The organism is Paraglaciecola sp. (assembly GCF_039964565.1).
GTDB lineage: Bacteria > Pseudomonadota > Gammaproteobacteria > Enterobacterales > Alteromonadaceae > Paraglaciecola.
Map to the genome: position 1 here is coordinate 241,506 of NZ_JBDVXF010000028.1, position 18,311 is coordinate 259,816.

Here is an 18,311-nt window from a genome sequence, read left to right on the forward strand (position 1 = left end):
GTTGTACTGCGCTACGAAAGTCACAGCTTAAAGTTGTGTGCGATTTTAGTGTGAGTTTATTATCTAAACGTTGCAACTAACAAATAAAAGAATAGTATACAAACAACTCAACTGGTCACACCATTTACACAACTCACTTACATTTTTTTAAAGTGCGTGCAAATTTAAAGAGTGTAAAAGCTTTTAATGACAACTATCTAAAATAATAAATGAACAGACGCAAAACAGGGGTAAATAATGAAAAAAACACTACTTATGTCAGGGCTCATTTCACTATTCGGCTTGTCCGCTTGCGGAGGTGATCTGCCGGACGACATACAGGTAATCGACGAAACAGAAGAGGTTGTGTTAGAAAAGCCCTATGTCAGGGTTGTATTTAATCCTGCCACCGCTGATTTAAACGTTCCAAATGATTTTTTGATGATCCCTAACGGGGATTTTTTTGATTTTACTTTAAATACGGAAGGGGACAGTGAGTTTGACCCAGCCGACCCCTTACATACTCTCAGTGCATTAGACGGATGGTCCACCCATATGCCTTTTGCTATTCGTGTTGCGTTACCAGATGACTTGGATATCGATGCAACAAGTGTATCCGGCGCATCTATAAGAATCTTTGAAGCGACACAGGCCCTTGAAGGAGCGTCCGAAAATTGCCAAGGCTTAGCTGCAACTATTGGCGCCCCCGGCGTTCCATGTGAATTAGGCAGGGAATTAACTTATGGAGTCGATTTTGTCGCTTCATACGTTGCTGGAACCGGAGCGATTAGTGTTATTCCTCTAAAACCATTAAAATCTGCCCAAGGCCATATGCTGGTTGTCACCGAAGAATTAAAGTCGACCGATGGCCGGGCAGTCAAAGGATCTATAAGTTGGGAATTAGCACGTCAAAATATCACGACAAACCCTTTAGGCTCGGATGATCTATTGCAACTGCAGGGTTTGGTAAACGCTTTAGTCAATGTATTAGCGCCACAAGGTCTACCTGCTTCTGACGTTTCATATGCCGCTTATTTTTCAACACAATCCAGTGGTGAAGTATTAAGTACAATCAAAACCCTAAATATCGCCTCTTATGCTCAGGCATATCAACAAACTTTAGCGAGTGGCGCTGATTTAGCAACTGCCAAAGCGTTTGCTTCGCAATACTTACCTCTTATCACCACAGATTTGACTGAAAACTTAGATAATGTATTTGAGAACTTTGCTTCTTTATTACTGACTGAAGCTGAGCTAGCTGGATTGGCAAGTGTCGGTCTCGATACTTGTGACGGACTAATTGCCGCAGTCTCGGATCCTGATTCTGAGTTACACGCACAAGCAACCACAACCTTTTCACAAGTCGGCTTATTTTGTAATGCCACTATTGTTGATGGTGAAGTGAATTTACCTTATTACTCAAGTACAACTAGCCCTGCCAGTGATTGGTGGAAAAGCGCTTGCACTAGCGGTGCTACGTTGCAATCACTAGGCGCAGAAGTCGTGACTGGTTTAGTTCAAGCGGGTCAAGTAGGTGCTAATAACGCTTTATGTCAGTTGGCCTCTGATGGCGTCTTGTTTGATTTGGATCTAACTAGTTTAGGGATGGGTGACCCAAGAAATTTAACTAAGTTTAGTCCAATTCCTGTGTCACAAGGCCGTCAAACCGATGATGAAACAACATTATATAATGAAGCCGGGTCCGAAAAGGTAAGTGTCCTGTTTACGGTTCCTGATGAGTCTGTCATTGGGCTTATTTCTGCCGCGACGTCGGGTGCGGTACCCGCGCTAACTAAGCCAGAAAATGGTTGGCCTGTAGTGGTGTTTCAACATGGAATTGGTCAGTCAAAAAGTAATGCGCTGTTGGTTGCTTCAGCTTTGGCAATGGCTGGATATGCTTCGGCAGCGATTGATCATCCGCTGCATGGTGATCGGGTCATTACCCTAGATGATAAAAGTTATGGTAGTGATGAGTATCTCAACCTATTAAGTTTATTAACGGCTCGTGATAACACTCGCCAAAGTATTGCAGATATTGTTGCGTTTAGGTTAGCCCTAAACAATATTAATGATACTACCGGTTTAGTAGATTTGAATGTGTCAGAAGTGCATTTCATTGGACAGAGTTTAGGCGCCATTTATGGAACGGGAGCGACTGCCATTGCAAATCAAAGTTTAGCCGGGGATTTAGCTGCATTTGATTCAATGTATGCGTTCCAAACCGCGGTAATTAATGTACCCACTGGTGGTTTAGGTGCGGGCTTATTTGATTCACCTAGTATCGGGCCGGGTATTAAAGGTTCACTACTGGCAACTACATCAAACGAGTTTGTAGAATTTCTTGCTGGATTTGCAGCCCAAAACGGTATCACTGCTGAAGCGGCAATTGGTCCAGCTTATACTGCTTTCTTTGAATTGCTGGGCGCAGAACAAGCTGCCGTGATTAATGGTACCTTTACGGCATTCGCTTTTGCAGCACAAACTGTGATGGATGCATCTGATCCAATTAGTTTTGCAAGTGAGTTGACTAGTCGTACCCCAACATTGGTGCAGTTAGTCGTAGGAGGGGGAATTAACGATGATGGTAGTGTGGCTTTGACAGATCAAGTTAACCCAGTTACTACCTCATTGCCCTTAGTAGGTGGGCAGCCATTGGCAGATATTATGGGGTTATCTCAAGTGTCATCGTCGTCTTTGGGAAGTGGTGTGGTTCGATTTATCTCAGGCAGTCACTCTTCGTTTTTGAGTCCATTGGATAGTGTTGCTACTACCACGGAAATGCAAAATCAAGCCGTATCATTTATCGTTTCTGACGGTGAAAGTATTGTGGTTTCAGATACCTCAGTTGTTGAAAACTAAGGCGATTTAAGCATTTTTCAAAGCCAAGTTTAAACACTTGGCTTTTTTTGTGATTTTTTATCCCCATATCACCGGAAACATTTTGAGGAGAAAAGGCTTTTGGAATTTTTATACGAATATGGACTATTTATCGCTAAAGCGGTAACAATTGTTGTGGCCATCCTACTGGCGCTTGGCGGTATCATTGGATTAGTCAGTAAACAAAAACAAGGGAAGGGGCACCTTGAAATAAACTCGCTATCAGACAAGTTGGAGTCAATCACTGAGTTTGCTAGAAGTGAGTTGTTAAACAAGGACGAACTGAAACAATTTCATAAAGAGCAGAAAAAGGCACAAAAATCCAAGAAAAAGCAACGTAAAAACCAAGATACAGTCGATGCGGAGCAAGGTCGACTTTTTGTAGTTGATTTTTCTGGCTCTATGGACGCGCACGAAGTGGACTACCTGAGAGAGGAAATTACCGCTATTCTTTGTGTGGCTAAACCTGAAGATGAGGTATTAGTTAGGCTTGAAAGTGGTGGAGGAGTCGTGCACGGCTATGGGTTAGCCGCCTCTCAGTTACAGAGAATTAAAGACAAAAAGATCAAACTCACCATTTCTGTTGATAAAGTGGCGGCAAGTGGCGGCTACATGATGGCTTGTGTTGCTGATCAGGTGTTAGCGGCTAAGTTTGCGATCATTGGTTCTATTGGTGTAATCGCTCAGTTACCGAATTTTAATAAGTTGTTGAAAAAAAGTAATATCGATTTTGAACAACACACAGCCGGAGAATTCAAACGTACCTTAACCATGTTTGGAGAAAATAACGATCAAGGTAGAGAAAAATTCAAAGCGGAATTGGAAGACGTACACCATATGTTTAAGGACTTTGTGCAATCTCAAAGGCCTGAGTTGGAAATAGGCAAAGTAGCAACAGGCGAGTATTGGTATGGAATTAAAGCGAAAGAATTGGGCTTAGTGGACAAAATCCAAACATCAGATGACTACGTTTTGAGCGCGAACGAAAACAAAAAAATATTTACCGTTAAATACAGCATGAAAAAGAGTTTACCAGAAAGACTTGGTTTGGCAGCGAGTCTGTCGATTGAATCACTACTGATGAAACTCTGGAATAAAAGTGAAACTAACTTTAGATAAAATAATTTAGTTAGCGGAGAAGGTGACTCAACCTTCTCCGTATTTAGAGGTAATCACAGCACCCCCTCGCAGACCAATTAATTTACCGCTAATCCAGTCAATTTGAGCTTGCGTCGCTCCACAATACACCTCCGCAACCCTTATAGACAAAGCAAAAAGTAAAATCCTCTATCAAAAAAAATATATTTTTTATTTTCAGTAATTAGTTTGTTTTTCCTTCGTGTCAGGTATATAAATTATCTGCGCCTATCCTTTATTTAGGCGTTTACAGGACACACTAAGTAAGCACTTAATGGCTAATAAAGGTTAAATATTTTTACCTGACAGCCTTTAAGCATTATAAAAAATTATTAAGCTGGAAAACAACTATGAAAACGTCAATCACAAAGCTAGCGAAAAATATTCGCTATGTTATAGCTGCCTCTGCGGCAGTTAGTGTCATTTCTGTATCACCTGCACTAGCGCAAGAAGCCGAAACAGAAGAAAGTGTCGAGAAAATTGCAGTTGTAGGCTCTCGAGCCGCACCTCGCTCGGTAGCTGATTCACCAGTACCTGTCGATATTATCGGTGGTGATGAATTGTCTAAGTCAGGTTCAGTTGACATGTTAGACATGTTAATCAGTTCGGTTCCGTCTTTTAATTCACGAGCTCAACCAATTTCTGATGCGGCCACTCTAATTCGACCCATTAATTTAAGAGGTTTGTCTTCGGATAGTACCTTAATTTTGGTAAATGGTAAGCGTCGCCATAGAGCCTCTGTTATTGCGTTTCAAGGCGGTGGTATTAATGATGGTGCTCAAGGCCCAGATATTTCAGTCATTCCAAGTGCAGCATTAAAGCAGGTTGAGGTCCTTAGGGACGGAGCGGCCGCACAATATGGATCTGACGCTATAGCCGGTGTGATGAACTTTGTGCTTAAAGATGCGGCTGACGGCGGCTCTTTGTCAATTAAACATGGGGAGTATTATGAAGGTGATGGTACCGCTACCATTATCGATGGCAATGTAGGCTTACCATTAACAGAAGACGGTTTTGTCAACTTAAGCTTTCAGTTAAAAAATGCAGATGCTACTAGTCGCAGTAGGCAACGCACTGACGCTGCCGCACTAATCGCTGCTGGCAACACCTCTATCGGCGACCCTGCGCAAATTTGGGGTAATCCAGAAATTAATGACGATCTTACTATTTTTGCAAATGCAGGTATTGATTTAGGTGACGATAAAGAAGTGTATATGTTTGGTAACTTTTCCGAACGAGATGCAATAGGTGGGTTCTATTACCGGAATCCCCACAATCGTGGCAATGTGTATTCTATTGATGGTGGTGAAACGCTATTGGTAGGAGATGTTGCGCAATCCCAAGGAGCTGAGCGTACTTGTGCAGTTGTACCAGCAAACGTTCCAAACGTACTTGAAACAGATGCCTATCAAGCTATGGTTGCGGATCCCAATTGTTTTGCGATGAATCAAATCTTCCCTGGCGGATATACTCCGGCGTTTGGCGGAACTATCACAGACACATCTCTAGCTTTTGGAACAAAAGGTGAAATAAAAGAAGGCTTCTTAGCCGACGTATTTTTTGACTTAAGTGGTAGCATTGGTAAGAGTGAATCATCATTTAATCTTACCAATACGCTGAATCCTTCCTTAGGTTTAAGTACTCCTACTGAGTTTGATACAGGTAGCTATATTCAGTTGGAAAAAACCGTCAACCTAGATTTGGTTAAAAGTGTTGAAGCGGGTCTTTATGAGCCAATTAACGTAGCTGGCGGATTAGAGTGGCGCAGTGAATCCTTTGAGATTGTAGCTGGTGAAGAAGCTTCATGGTTGGCAGGTCCTTATGCAGATCAAGGATTCAATATTGGTTCTCATGGATTTAAGGGGTTCGGCCCAGAAGCCGCAGGTAAAAATTCTCGCCATAATATTGCCGCTTACATTGATGTTGAAGCTTATGTAACTGAAGATTTGTTGTTGGGTGGCGCAATTCGTTACGAAGATTTTTCTAGTTTTGGGGACACCACTAACTATAAGTTAACCTTACAATATGCTGTGTCAGATGAATTTTCGATTCGAGGTTCGAGTAGCACAGGATTTAGAGCACCAACAGTAGGTCAAGCCAATGTGGTTAATACTGCAACTTCGATAGTTGAAGGCAATTTGATTCAAAGCTTTACTGCTCCTCCTACAGATCCGTTGGCTTCATTTTATGGTGGTAAGGAGTTGACGCCAGAAGATTCAACTAGTTTTGCATTCGGTGGTGTTTACCAATCAGGTGATTTTTTCTTCACTCTTGATTACTACAATATTGAAGTTGAAGATCGTATTACCCAATCTAGCCAAATTAGTGTTTTGGCTGAAGATTACGCTGAACTAGAAGCGCTTGGTGTGCAAAATCCTGAGTTGATATCGGCCGTTACCTATTTTGCTAACGATTTTGATACAACTACACAAGGTGTAGATGTTGTAGCAAATTACTCAATGGAAATTTTTGATAGTAGTGATACCGATTTTTCTTTGGCCTACAACTGGAACGAAACAAGTGTTGATAAATTCAACCCTGACACAACTAGTGATGGTAAAGTACGCAGATTAGAAAAAGGTGTGCCTAACCATAGAGCGACCTTTACGATTTCGCAAAGCTGGGATGCATTAAGCATGTTTGTTCGCACCAATTATTTTGGAGAGTACTATGCAACCCATGCCGATGATACCTCTGATACTTGGTCTGAAATGGCGAGTGCAGCGGTTACTGTTGATGTTGAAGTGAACTTTTTCGTAAGTGATCAAGTGACTATTACTGCTGGGGCAAACAATTTGTTTGACCAAAATGCTGAACGCTTGCAGCTTGAAGCAAGAGCTGTAGTAGGGGGCGTATTCTATGAAAGTGGACCGTTTGACTATAATGGCGGTTTTTACTATCTGAAAGCTACCTATAACTTTTAAACAGTTGTAAATAATAAAGCCTTGTCATTTATGGCAAGGCTTTTTGTTGCGGTTATAGATGGTAGTATTAGGTTGCTTATGAGCAGTAATACATATTTTCGGCAAGTGATGAAATAGAACCATTACTCTGGTCATTTTTTTGGGTCAATCAATGCAGTATAAATCGACAATGGAATCTACCTATGTGAAATGTAGCGCGCTATTAGCGAAGGTTATAGGTGGCATTGTTAAAAATGAAGATGTTGAAGATATTGTTCAAGAAACTTTTATAAAAAGTTATGAAGCAGGTCTAAAGCAAGAAATAAAGTTTGAACGAACCTACATGCTTAAAACCGCTAGAAATCTAGCGCTAAATCATATTTCAAAAGCAAGTGAACGCAAAAACCAATCATTAGATGAGATGAAAGATTTACCTGGTGACCTAACCAGTAAAAGTCTTGAAAGTCAGATTGAAAGTAAAGAGCGTTTTTTAAATTTTTGCCGTGCTACTGATACTTTATCAGTAGAGGTTAAGAGAGTGTTTTTACTAAAAAAAGTCTATGGAATGAGTCAGAAGGATATCGCTGGGCACATTGGAATAAGTGAAAGCACAGTTGAAAAACATGTTGCCAAGGGATTATACCAATGTTCTCTCTATTTACAGCAATTAGTCGAACCAGACACTCAACAAGTAACTTCGATATTGAAACACGGTGAAACAATCAAAAAATGAACAACGTTAAGACATTTAGCAGTAAACAAGATATTCACAAGCAAGCTTGCGAATGGATCAGTCGTTTTGACCGTGGCTTAAGTGAAGGTGAAGACCAAGCTTTTTCAGATTGGGTCAATCTCAGTAGTTTTCATAGACAAAGTTTATTTTCAGTAGCACAAACTTGGGATGAACTAAGTGTTTTAAATGAATTAAGCTCGTTATTTCCACTACGTGATAACCATGTGCGCAACACAAAAATATCTTTAAATAGAAAAGTAATGGGCATTGCAGCTAGTGTTATATTTGTAATTGTTAGTAGCTTTGCTTGGTTAACTCATCCAGAATTTATGACAGGCACCGTAGATCCTTCCATAGTGGCTCTCAACGCTGAAACATCGGTTGGTGAGCAACGCGTTATTTCCTTAGCTGATGGTTCAGTTATCCATTTAAATACAGATAGTTTAGTTTCGATTAATTTTTCTGACGCTTTAAGGAATGTCCATTTATTGCGTGGTGAAGCACACTTTGAGGTCGCTCATGATGAAACTCGACCATTTATTGTTAAAGCGGCAACTAATACAGTGACGGCTGTAGGAACGGCCTTTAATGTGCAATTGACCAATGCAGAACAGTTTGAATTGTTGGTAACTGACGGAAAAGTATTAGTTAAAAATAAGACTGATGACCTAGCCAAAGTCTCTATTGATAACCGTTCACAAACCCTCGATGGTTCGGGCGAGTTAATGATAGCAGGACAAAAGGCATTGATTAGTCAACAGGCGATTCAACCCGTTACATTGACGCAACAGCAAGTTCAGAATGATTTAGCGTGGCAACAAGGAATGTTGGTTTTTCACGGTGAACCTCTTGCTGACGCGTTACAGGAAATTAGCCGTTATACATTAGTTAATTTTAAATTAGCAGACCAGCAAGTGAGACAGCAAAGGGTTGCAGGATATTTTAAAGCTGGTGATATTCAAGGGTTACTGTTTGCCCTTGAGAATAATTTTAATATTGTTTATTCAAAAACAGATAAACAAACAATAGTGCTGTCTACAGGAAAGTAAGAGTATCTATAAGCAGTCTATTTAGGTAACTGGGTAGCGTTTATTTGGGCCATTTTCCAAATTATATCAACGTGGTAGACTAACTTATCGAAGTGTATTCAGTTTTCTTATATTTTTATGCGTGTACTTATTGTCGTAATAGCTATTATTTCATTTCAGGCGCTTGCCCAAAATAAGTATCAATTTGACATTCCTTCGCAAGCTGCTGATAAATCTCTTATTATGTTTGCACAACAAGCCAATACCACGCTTTTATTTCCAATTGAGCTTGCTGAGCAAGAGGTCACTAATGAGTTAAAAGGCTACTATTCTGTTGATCTGGCTTTAGTTAAGTTACTGGAAGGCACTGGCTTATACCCTGATAGGGATAAACAAGGTTTAAGTGTAAAAGCCATAAGTAGAGTTGATTCATCTTCATCACAACCATTTGAAAATACCGATAAGAAAGAGAGTTTTAACACTTCCAATAACATGGAAAAGATAGCCGTGGTTGGTACTCGGTCTGCTCCTCGATCTGTTATTGATTCACCTGTTCCTTTAGATATTATTGGTGTAGCCGAATTTACCCAGCAAGGTTCCACAGATGTAACATCGATGCTTTCAACCTTAATTCCTTCGTTCAATGTTAATGATCAACCCATCAATGATGCGTCTAGTTTAGTCAGACCTGCAAACTTAAGGGGAATGGCTTCAGATCATACTTTGATTCTAGTGAACGGGAAAAGACGCCATAGATCCGCCGCAATTACGTTTTTAGGAGGCGGTTTATCAGATGGGGCACAAGGAGTCGATATTAGTAATATACCTGCGTCTTCATTGCAACAAATTGAGATCCTCAGGGATGGCGCCGCGGCTCAGTATGGTTCAGACGCAATAGCTGGAGTGATTAACTTTGTTCTTGATGACAATAACCAAGGCGGCATGTTTGAAGCTAGAGTCGGCCAGTATGGTGAAGGAGATGGGGAACTAATACAACTCGTTAGCAGTTTAGGTTTCCCCCTTGGTGCCCAAGGCTTTGTGAATATTAGTAGTGAATATAAACAACACGGAGCGACAAATAGAAGCATACAAAGAGATGATGCGTTGGACTTAATAGGCGCTGGAAACACAGCTGTTAATGACCCGGTGCAAGTCTGGGGAAGCCCCAAAGTTGACTCCGATCTGAAGTTTTTAGTTAATATGGGTTATCAGCTCGATACGTCTAGCGAACTGTACTCCTTTAGTAATCTAGCACGTAGAAAAACCCTGGGAGGTTTTTATTTTCGTAACCCACACTCGCGAGACGGGGTGTTTGAAGGTTTGCCGAATGAAAATGGAATACCTACTCTCTTGGTTGCTGACTTAGATGGTATTGATCAAGGTACCAGTTGCCCGGAAGTTCTAATAACAGACAGTAATATTTTAGATGACAACGATTATCTGCTCATTGCTGATGATTCGACCCGAGTAGGTCAAAATTGTTTTGCCTTCAACGAAATATTTCCTGGTGGTTTTACGCCACAATTTGGTGGTGTTATAAGCGACGCATCTTGGGTAATGGGTATCAAAGGGCAGACGTTGTCACAGTGGGAGTACGATTTAAGTGTTGGTTTAGGCTACTCAGAAATTGACTACCAGATAACGCATACGGTTAATCCATCACTCGGGCCGAACACCCCATTTTCTTTTAACCCAGGATTGGCCAGTCAATTAGAAAAAAATCTTAATTTAGACTTGTTCAAACAATTTCACTTCAATAAAAAGTACCAAATTAACTTTGCGACAGGTGTTGAGTGGAGGAGAGAAAGTTATCGCCAAAAAGAAGGGGAATTAGCATCCTATTCAGTGGGTAGCTTGGCCTATGATCCAAATTCGGGTGTATCTCAGGGGTTTGGTGTAGGTTCAAATGGTTTTACAGGATATAACGCTCAATCGGCTGGCAAGTGGAGTAGGGGAAATTGGGCTGTCTATAGTGATTTTGAAGTACATATGAGTGATGCCTTTTTATTTGGCTTGGCAGCTAGATACGAAGACTTTACTGATTTTGGCTCTACATTCGATGGTAAAGTCTCAGCACGTATGATCTTAAATGATAGTTTAACGTTACGTGGCTCGGTGAGTACTGGCTTTAAAGCCCCTACTGTAGGACAAAGTAATGTAGTCAACGTGACGACGGCGTTCTCACCTGATGGTTTGGAAGACCAAGCAACGTTGCCGCCAACCAACGCAATTTCAATTCAGCTTGGGGCTAGCCCTCTACTCCCAGAGGAGTCTGTCAATGTTAGTTTTGGCATGGTCGGAGAGCTCAGTAAACAGTTCTATTTCACTATGGATTATTTCAATATTCAACTTCATGATCGAATCAGTACTACTTCTGCGTTACCTTTGAGTCAGCAGGATATCCAAACTCTCGTTGCTGCGGGAAATACAGAAGCGATTAGTTATGGAAGTGCGAAATATTTCACTAACGATTTTGACACTAAAACTCAGGGATTGGATTTAGTGGTCAATTATGAAACCTACCTATTTAACATTCCCAGTCGTTTAATGCTGACGTACAACTGGACAGATACTCAAGTGGTTAGAGTTAACCAATATACACGAATTCGGGATGATGGAAGCACTTATGTTGAATCAAACCTTACTCCCCAGAGAATACATATGCTTGAAGATAACCTGCCAGCTAATCGTTTGAGTTTTTCGATGGTGCAAGTGTTTAACAGACTCAACAGTAATATCAGACTTAATTATTACGGAGGCTTTTACGAAGACCACTTAGATGCGGCTGCGGGATTGGATATTTATGCCGGTTCAGAATTTACCATAGACGCAGACTTAAGTTACCAAATCAATAGCCACTTTAAACTATCATTAGGCGCGAAAAATTTATTGGATAACCGTCCTGACAACAACCCTTATAGTGGCGAAGCAGGCTCTTTGTACCCAGCTACTTCTCCTATTGGAATTAATGGTGGTTTCTACTATTTGCGTGGCATATATGATTTTTAACTAACAATGAATGTTCCTTAACCAGTGTTCAATCAAAGGTTAGGTCGAAAATCTTAGTATTGATAGACTGCGTACTCCATATCTTTCTATTAGTATGGTAGTTGTAATATTGTGCTGCGTTATCTGTTTGGATTTACTGTCGATATGAATTGTTTGATTGTTATTAATTAAAACAGCTTTGCTTATCCGAACGTAGGATAGATATCACATAATTAATACTCTTTTAGAAGTATCATTCTCATTTTAACATGCTAAAAACTCTATTTGGCAAGATCAAGTTTTTAATATTCATCTACTATTTACATCCTAATTACAAATAATCTACAAACCTGCCGCGCGGGTTTGTATCGTTTTGGGGCGATAAATGAAAGACAGAAATCATTTAGCCAAGGTTGGGCTGATTCATCAGGTTAAAATCGTTGAGGATGGATTGATTGATATTCCAATGCTGCAAGTTCTGCGACCAGATGGTTCCGTTCATCCAGAAGCAGACTTACCAGATATCAGTGAACCATGCTGCATAAAAATGCTAGAGACTATGCAATATATAAGGCTATTAGACGAGAGAATGGTTGCGGCTCAGCGTCAAGGTAGAATTAGTTTTTATCTTGCTTGTACTGGTGAAGAGGCCTCTACGATTGGTAGTGCAGCCGCGCTAGCGCCACAAGATATGATCATGTCGCAATATAGAGAGCAAGGAGCGCTCGCTTTTCGAGGGTTTACGAGTAAAGAATTCATGGATCAAATGTTCAGCAATCAAAATGAGCTGAATAAAGGGCGTCAAATGCCGATTCACTATGGCTCTAAAGCACTTAATTTTATGACCATATCTTCACCTTTAGGCACGCAAATTCCCCAAGCAAGTGGCTACGCTTACGGCCAGAAAATGGCTGGACTGGATGCGGTTACTATTTGTTATTTTGGTGAAGGCGCCGCTTCTGAGGGTGATTTTCACGCAGGACTCAATATGGCTGCGGTTTTAAATTGCCCTGTAATATTCTTTTGTCGTAACAATGGTTACGCAATTTCAACTCCATCAGAAGAACAATTTGCTGGTGATGGCATTGCTTCCAGAGGATTAGGTTATGGCGTTAGAACAATCCGTGTTGATGGAAACGATGTACTTGCGGTTTATGCAGCGACAGAGCAGGCAAGAAAAATCGCGATTGAGCAACAATGTCCAGTTTTGATCGAGGCGATGACCTATAGATTGGCAGCACATTCAACCTCTGATGATCCCACAGGATACCGTTCCAAAGATGAGGAAGAACGATGGCGTTTAAAAGATCCTCTGCAAAGATTCAAGAATTGGTTAGATTCTAAAGGATGGCTGAATCAAGCGAACAATGTGAATTTTATCGAACAGACAAGGCAAGATATTTTAAAAGAGCTTAAGTTAGCAGAACAAGTACCAATTTGCGCGGTAGAGCAAATTATAGAGGACGTTTACGATACGCCGCCATGGCATTTAAGGGCCCAATTAGCAGACTTAAAGACGCATATTGAAAAGTATCCAGAATCCTACCCAAAAACTGCAGGGAGGTCTTAACATGGCTAAAATGAATATGCTGCAAGCAGTAAACAACGCCCTCATCACTGCCATGAATGACGATGAAAAAGTCATGGTATTTGGTGAAGATGTAGGCCATTTTGGTGGGGTGTTTAGAGCGACGAGTAATCTTCAACAAACCTTTGGAAAAGGACGATGTTTTAATACCCCCTTAACTGAACAAGGAATCATCGGTTTTGCTACTGGACTGGCTGCACAAGGTTCAGTGCCTATTGCTGAGATTCAATTCGCCGATTATATTTTTCCTGCTTTCGATCAAATTGTGAATGAGACTGCTAAGTTTCGATACCGCAGCGGTGGTCAATTCTCTTGCGGAACGCTGACTATTCGCACCCCTTATGGCGGCGGTATCGCCGGTGGTCACTATCATTCTCAATCACCTGAAGCGTTCTTTGCTCATGTTCCTGGTATTAAGGTCATAGTTCCTCGTAATCCTTATCAAGCAAAAGGTTTATTGTTGGCCTCAATTCGTGATGATAACCCTGTGTTGTTTATGGAGCCCAAACGTCTGTATAGGGCGTCGGTTGGTGAAGTTCCTGAAGACGATTATGAATTACCTCTGGGTAAAGCCGAAGTGATTACACAAGGAACCGACATCACTTTATTGGCTTGGGGAGCGCAAGTGGAAATTATCGAAAAAGCTGCGGTATTAGCTGAAGAACAGGGAATTTCATGTGAGGTAATAGATTTACAGAGCATTTTGCCATGGGATATTGAGACGGTTTGTCATTCTGTTGCAAAAACTGGTCGATTATTGATTAATCATGAAGCACCACTGACAGCAGGTTTCGCCAGCGAGATTGCGGCAAGTGTGCAAGAAAGGTGTTTTCTAAACCTCGAATCACCTATTTGTAGAGTGTGCGGCTTAGATACGCCTTATCCCTTGGCACATGAAAAAGAGTATATGCCTGACCATCTTAAAACCTTCGAAGCGATTAAACGCAACGTCAATTTTTAGCTCAATATTAAGGAGCAAGTTATGCAAGATTTTATTCTGCCGGATATTGGCGAGGGCATTGTGGAATGCGAAGTGGTTAAGTGGTTAGTGGCTCAAGGTGAAACTATTACCGAAGACCAAGCGGTCGTTGAAGTCATGACAGACAAGGCCTTAGTAGAAATTCCAGCAAAGTATAGTGGCGTAGTCACCAAGTTATATTATGTAGAGGGGGATATTGCGAAAGTACATTCACCGTTGTTTGAAATGCAGATAGATGGCGAAGGAGAGGGAGAGCTACAACTGACAGTGGTGGCAAACGAACCTAACGATGAAGTTAAAACAACAGATAACCAACTCGATAGTAGCCCAAATGATAGGGGGGGTATCAAACCCGCGTCGGGTAAAGCGCTAGCAAGCCCTGCGGTCAGAAGGTTGGCAAGAGAATTAGAAATAGATTTATCACAAGTTAACGGCAGCGGAGAAAAAGGGCGTGTATTAAAAGAAGATCTCAGTGGGTTTTCGTCTTCAACTACGCAACCTAGTTCCGCTGTTCCATTAGTTGGTGGTGGAACACGAGTTGAACCTATTCGTGGAATACAAGCTGCAATGGCTAAACATATGATGCATTCAGTTTTTACTGTGCCACATTTCAGTGTCAGTGAAGAAATTGAAATGGATAGTTTGATTTTGGCTAGGGAGCAACTTAAACCCTCTTTTGAGAAAGAAGGGGTAAAACTGAGTTTTATGCCATTTTTCATTAAAGCGATGTCGTTAGCACTACAACAATTCCCAGTAATTAACAGTCAAGTTAATGCTGATTGTTCACAAGTGACCTATTTCGACGATCATAACATCGGTGTAGCGGTAGACTCCAAAGTTGGTTTAGTGGTGCCAAATATAAAAGGTGTGCAAAATTTATCTTTGTTTGATGTTGCAAAAAGATCAAACGAGTTGGTAGACCTAGCTCGTCAAGGTAAGTTAAGTAACTCGGATCTTAAAGGTGGTACCATTAGTATCTCTAATATTGGTGTGCTAGGGGGCACTGTTGCTACACCCGTTATCAATGCGCCAGAATCAGCCATTGTAGCTTTGGGCAAGATCCAACGCCTGCCAAGGTTTGGTGAGAATGATGTGGTAAAAGCTGTAAACATCATGCATGTGAGTTGGTCTGGTGATCATCGTATTATTGATGGAGCGACAATGGTGAGATTCAATAACCTTTGGAAATCTTATTTGGAAAATCCTCTCACAATGTTAGCTAATACTCGATAGTGAATTAAATTTAATGATAAACCCGCTAACAGCGGGTTTATTTTTGCTTTAAGATTAAGGCCAATATAATAAATACTACTGCTACATTAAGGATTTCACTATTGTTAAGTTATCGACATAGTTTTCATGCAGGTAATCATGGTGACGTACTAAAACACATTAGCCAAATGTTACTAATTGACAAATTAAAAAGTAAAAATAAAGGCTTTTGTTATATTGATACGCATAGCGGAGCAGGGATCTATCAATTAGATTCTGATGAAGCACTTAAAACTAAAGAATTTCAACAAGGCATTGATTGTTTAGTAGGAAAATCAACTCAAAATCAAACTGTTAGCGACTATTTGTCGTTAGTTTCGAGTTATCGAAAATTCATGCAGTACCCAGGCTCTCCTGAAATCGCCAAATCAATGTTACGGCCTCAAGACAAACTAGTGTTGATAGAATTGCATAACCAGGAAATACAAAATTTAAGAAGTAATATGGGTGGTAAAAACATCGCGATTCATCATAGAGATGGTTATGAAGGATTGTTAGCCTTAACCCCACCAGAAATGCAACGTGGCATAGTGTTAATTGACCCTTCTTATGAAGTAGCCAGTGAATACCAGCAGGTAGTTGATACTGTGATATCTGCTTATAAAAAATGGAATTCAGCCATCTATGCCATTTGGTATCCTTTAATAGCTGACAGAGCCGCTGCGGATCCTAGTTTCAGCAGTAGTAATAGTAAGCAAGGTAAAAGCGAATCAATGCTTGAGGGCTTGCAGCAACATCCTTTCAAAAATTTACTTAAGGTTGAGTTACGCGTAACTAAGGGCGAGCAGGCTGCAGGCATGTATGGTTCAGGCATGGCGATAATTAACGCTCCTTGGCAATTCGATCACAGGGTGCAGGAAGCACTAGTTGAGTTGACACCATTAATGGCGCAAAACGATAGCGCATCTTTCAGTGTTGATTGGTTAATTGCAGAGTAAATGGCGCTTTAAAGATGACAGCTGAAAATATAAAACATTTTTATATTCCAGATGAACAGTCTATTTATTTGTTATCCCATAAGGACGCCAAGAAATTAAAAGATTGGTTTAAACTATGTACCGAACAATTGCAGTTGCTCGGTTACCAAGACATTGAATTAATCGGCAAAGGAGCGTTTGGATTTGCTTTTTCGGGAACGGTTGCTAAGCAAAATAGCGCTCAAGATACCTTGCAACGTCAGCAACAGGTGTTTAAGTTTTCTCGAATTAATCTACCACAACATGTACAAGACAGACTAGAAGAAGAGGCGTACATGCTAAGTTTGGTGCATCACCCTCACGTTCCACGATTAATCGAATATCAAAAAATTAAAAAGCAGTCTGTTTTGGTGATGGAAAGAGCCAAGGGCGAGGATCTCGAAAAAATATCTCTTAAATATGGTCCACTATCAGTGCGTCTGGTAATAAAAATAGCGGCGCAACTTGCTGATATTCTTTTGTACCTCCGCAGTCACCAACAACAAGGTCAAAGTAAACCAATCGTTCATGGAGATATTAAACCCTCTAATATTGTGTTTGATGAAAATAGCGAAGAAGTGGGTCTGATAGATTGGGGGTCCTCAGTTTTTGCACAAATTGACCAGCAAGGGCAATTTGTAGGTAACAATGTCATGGATTTGATGTCGAGTGATATGCAACAAACCAATGCTCGTCTTGGGGATGTATATTTTATCGGAGAGGAGCAGCTTAGCGGAGGTCTGTCATCCGTAAGATTTGATGAGCAAGGATTAGCGAGTACCTTATATGCTTTGGCATCAGGGCAATCTAGTCGTTTTGGACATAAGGTTATCACGCCAAACTCGATGGGGTTACCTAAAGAGCTGGCTAAAACCTTAACCGCTATGATGAGTGATTCACCCGAATTGCGGCAAAAAGGCGGGGATTATTTTATTCAAAACATGCAATTTATGAAAAATGTTGTATTGAATGACCAGTTACATCCTGCGCATGTATCTCTCATTCCGTCTAGAGTGAGCACCTATTCGAAAGAGATAGATACAGTAGTTTACAGTTCTAGAAAGTCTTTTTTAAGGATCGAATCCTATGATGTCGAAGAGGAGCTTAGGTTAATCGATGATGCGCAATTTGAACGTTATTATAAAAACTTTATGCAGGGTATGGGAGACACCGAGAAAGCCTTTGTAGCTGCTGTTAGTCGCTTAGGTAAATATCCGGTGGTAGGTGGTTTGGCGGTTAGATGGGAAAAAACCGGTGTTTACATCGATTCTAGCCTCAATTTATACGATTTAACTTTGCTAAAGTCTTTTGAAGCGTCTCTTAATAATATCGTGCATTTTGCTAGAGCTATAAATCGCGTGGGTGTATTCAAGTGTTGTATGTTTAATGCGCGAGACACATTACATGTTGAACGTAAAGATGAAACCAGTGTATTTAAACCTGAAAAATCTATGCAAATACCCTTTGAACTCAGCGACGTCTCTCTTTCTGAACATGACAGTCGCATGCATTCATATTTTGAAGACGGTGATGATCCAGATGAGTTATTAACTTTGCCAAAAGCGTTAATGGCCGTGATCAGGCAATTAAATAGCATTCATCATACGGGTTGTATTATATTTGAATCTTTACCGACTCACCTTAAAATACATAGTGATTACAAGTTGTTAAATCATAGTATGGAACTGGAATTTAAGAGTTTGCTAAAAGATGTCATTGACCTTATTCCGACAATAGAAGGCCTTGGCATTTCAGGTTTTATGAAGTTACCTTATAAAGACACCAGATTTTTTACCCATCAAAGTCAATTACCTGATAGATTTTATCCTAAGAACCCTCGTCGAGAAACTTAGGGTAAAATATCAAAATCG

11 protein-coding genes are annotated in these 18,311 nt (G+C 40.6%); all 11 read left to right on the forward strand.

What is annotated here, in order from left to right:
* Positions 1 to 237: 237 nt before the first annotated feature.
* The 11 genes from ABJK37_RS11885 to ABJK37_RS11935 all read left to right on the forward strand — a co-directional run bounded on the left by ABJK37_RS11885 (position 238) and on the right by ABJK37_RS11935 (position 18,293).
* The gene (locus tag ABJK37_RS11885) at positions 238 to 2,838 is read left to right on the forward strand and encodes a VolA/Pla-1 family phospholipase (RefSeq protein ID WP_348353744.1); all 2,601 of its coding nucleotides are present in this window, start codon (positions 238 to 240) and stop codon (positions 2,836 to 2,838) included.
* A 99-nt stretch (positions 2,839 to 2,937) separates the two neighbouring features.
* The gene (gene sohB / locus ABJK37_RS11890; RefSeq protein WP_348353747.1) at positions 2,938 to 3,975 is read left to right on the forward strand and encodes a protease SohB; all 1,038 of its coding nucleotides are present in this window, start codon (positions 2,938 to 2,940) and stop codon (positions 3,973 to 3,975) included.
* Between the two features lie 368 nt (positions 3,976 to 4,343).
* Positions 4,344 to 6,917, forward strand: coding sequence for a TonB-dependent receptor (locus ABJK37_RS11895; protein ID WP_348353750.1), 2,574 nt, complete (start codon positions 4,344 to 4,346; stop codon positions 6,915 to 6,917).
* Between the two features lie 151 nt (positions 6,918 to 7,068).
* Positions 7,069 to 7,629 carry an RNA polymerase sigma factor gene (locus tag ABJK37_RS11900; protein ID WP_348353753.1) on the forward strand — a complete coding sequence of 187 codons (561 nt, stop codon included), beginning with the start codon at positions 7,069 to 7,071 and terminating at the stop codon, positions 7,627 to 7,629.
* Positions 7,626 to 8,678 (forward strand): FecR domain-containing protein, encoded by a 1,053-nt coding sequence (locus tag ABJK37_RS11905; protein WP_348353756.1) that lies wholly within the window; start codon positions 7,626 to 7,628, stop codon positions 8,676 to 8,678. Before ABJK37_RS11900 ends, ABJK37_RS11905 begins: the two co-directional genes overlap by 4 nt.
* 117 nt (positions 8,679 to 8,795) lie before the next feature.
* Positions 8,796 to 11,666: a TonB-dependent receptor gene (locus ABJK37_RS11910; protein ID WP_348353759.1), complete on the forward strand. Its 2,871-nt coding sequence runs from the start codon at positions 8,796 to 8,798 to the stop codon at positions 11,664 to 11,666.
* Between the two features lie 364 nt (positions 11,667 to 12,030).
* Complete coding sequence (locus ABJK37_RS11915) at positions 12,031 to 13,215, forward strand: thiamine pyrophosphate-dependent dehydrogenase E1 component subunit alpha (protein WP_348353762.1); 1,185 nt, start codon at positions 12,031 to 12,033, stop codon at positions 13,213 to 13,215.
* Position 13,216: 1 nt separating this feature from the next.
* Entirely contained in the window at positions 13,217 to 14,194 is a 978-nt protein-coding gene (locus ABJK37_RS11920) for a transketolase C-terminal domain-containing protein (RefSeq protein ID WP_348353764.1), read from the forward strand.
* 21 nt (positions 14,195 to 14,215) lie between these two features.
* Positions 14,216 to 15,445, forward strand: a complete 1,230-nt coding sequence (locus ABJK37_RS11925) for a 2-oxo acid dehydrogenase subunit E2 (RefSeq protein WP_348353767.1) — start codon at positions 14,216 to 14,218, stop codon at positions 15,443 to 15,445.
* Between the two features lie 101 nt (positions 15,446 to 15,546).
* Entirely contained in the window at positions 15,547 to 16,422 is an 876-nt protein-coding gene (gene rlmJ, locus ABJK37_RS11930; protein WP_348353770.1) for a 23S rRNA (adenine(2030)-N(6))-methyltransferase RlmJ, read from the forward strand.
* Positions 16,423 to 16,436: 14 nt separating this feature from the next.
* A complete protein-coding gene (locus ABJK37_RS11935) occupies positions 16,437 to 18,293 on the forward strand; it encodes a protein kinase (protein WP_348353772.1) in 1,857 nt (618 codons plus the stop codon).
* The last annotated feature ends 18 nt before the right edge of the window (positions 18,294 to 18,311 follow it).

Bases quoted from the DNA above. Each gene is read 5' to 3' on its own strand.
- ABJK37_RS11895 (WP_348353750.1), top strand. From the start codon at position 4,344: ATGAAAACGTCAATCACAAAGCTAGCGAAAAATATTCGCTATGTTATA.
- ABJK37_RS11910 (WP_348353759.1), top strand. From the start codon at position 8,796: ATGCGTGTACTTATTGTCGTAATAGCTATTATTTCATTTCAGGCGCTT.
- ABJK37_RS11925 (WP_348353767.1), top strand. From the start codon at position 14,216: ATGCAAGATTTTATTCTGCCGGATATTGGCGAGGGCATTGTGGAATGC.
- ABJK37_RS11900 (WP_348353753.1), top strand. From the start codon at position 7,069: ATGCAGTATAAATCGACAATGGAATCTACCTATGTGAAATGTAGCGCG.
- ABJK37_RS11885 (WP_348353744.1), top strand. From the start codon at position 238: ATGAAAAAAACACTACTTATGTCAGGGCTCATTTCACTATTCGGCTTG.
- ABJK37_RS11905 (WP_348353756.1), top strand. From the start codon at position 7,626: ATGAACAACGTTAAGACATTTAGCAGTAAACAAGATATTCACAAGCAA.
- ABJK37_RS11935 (WP_348353772.1), top strand. From the start codon at position 16,437: ATGACAGCTGAAAATATAAAACATTTTTATATTCCAGATGAACAGTCT.
- ABJK37_RS11920 (WP_348353764.1), top strand. From the start codon at position 13,217: ATGGCTAAAATGAATATGCTGCAAGCAGTAAACAACGCCCTCATCACT.
- ABJK37_RS11915 (WP_348353762.1), top strand. From the start codon at position 12,031: ATGAAAGACAGAAATCATTTAGCCAAGGTTGGGCTGATTCATCAGGTT.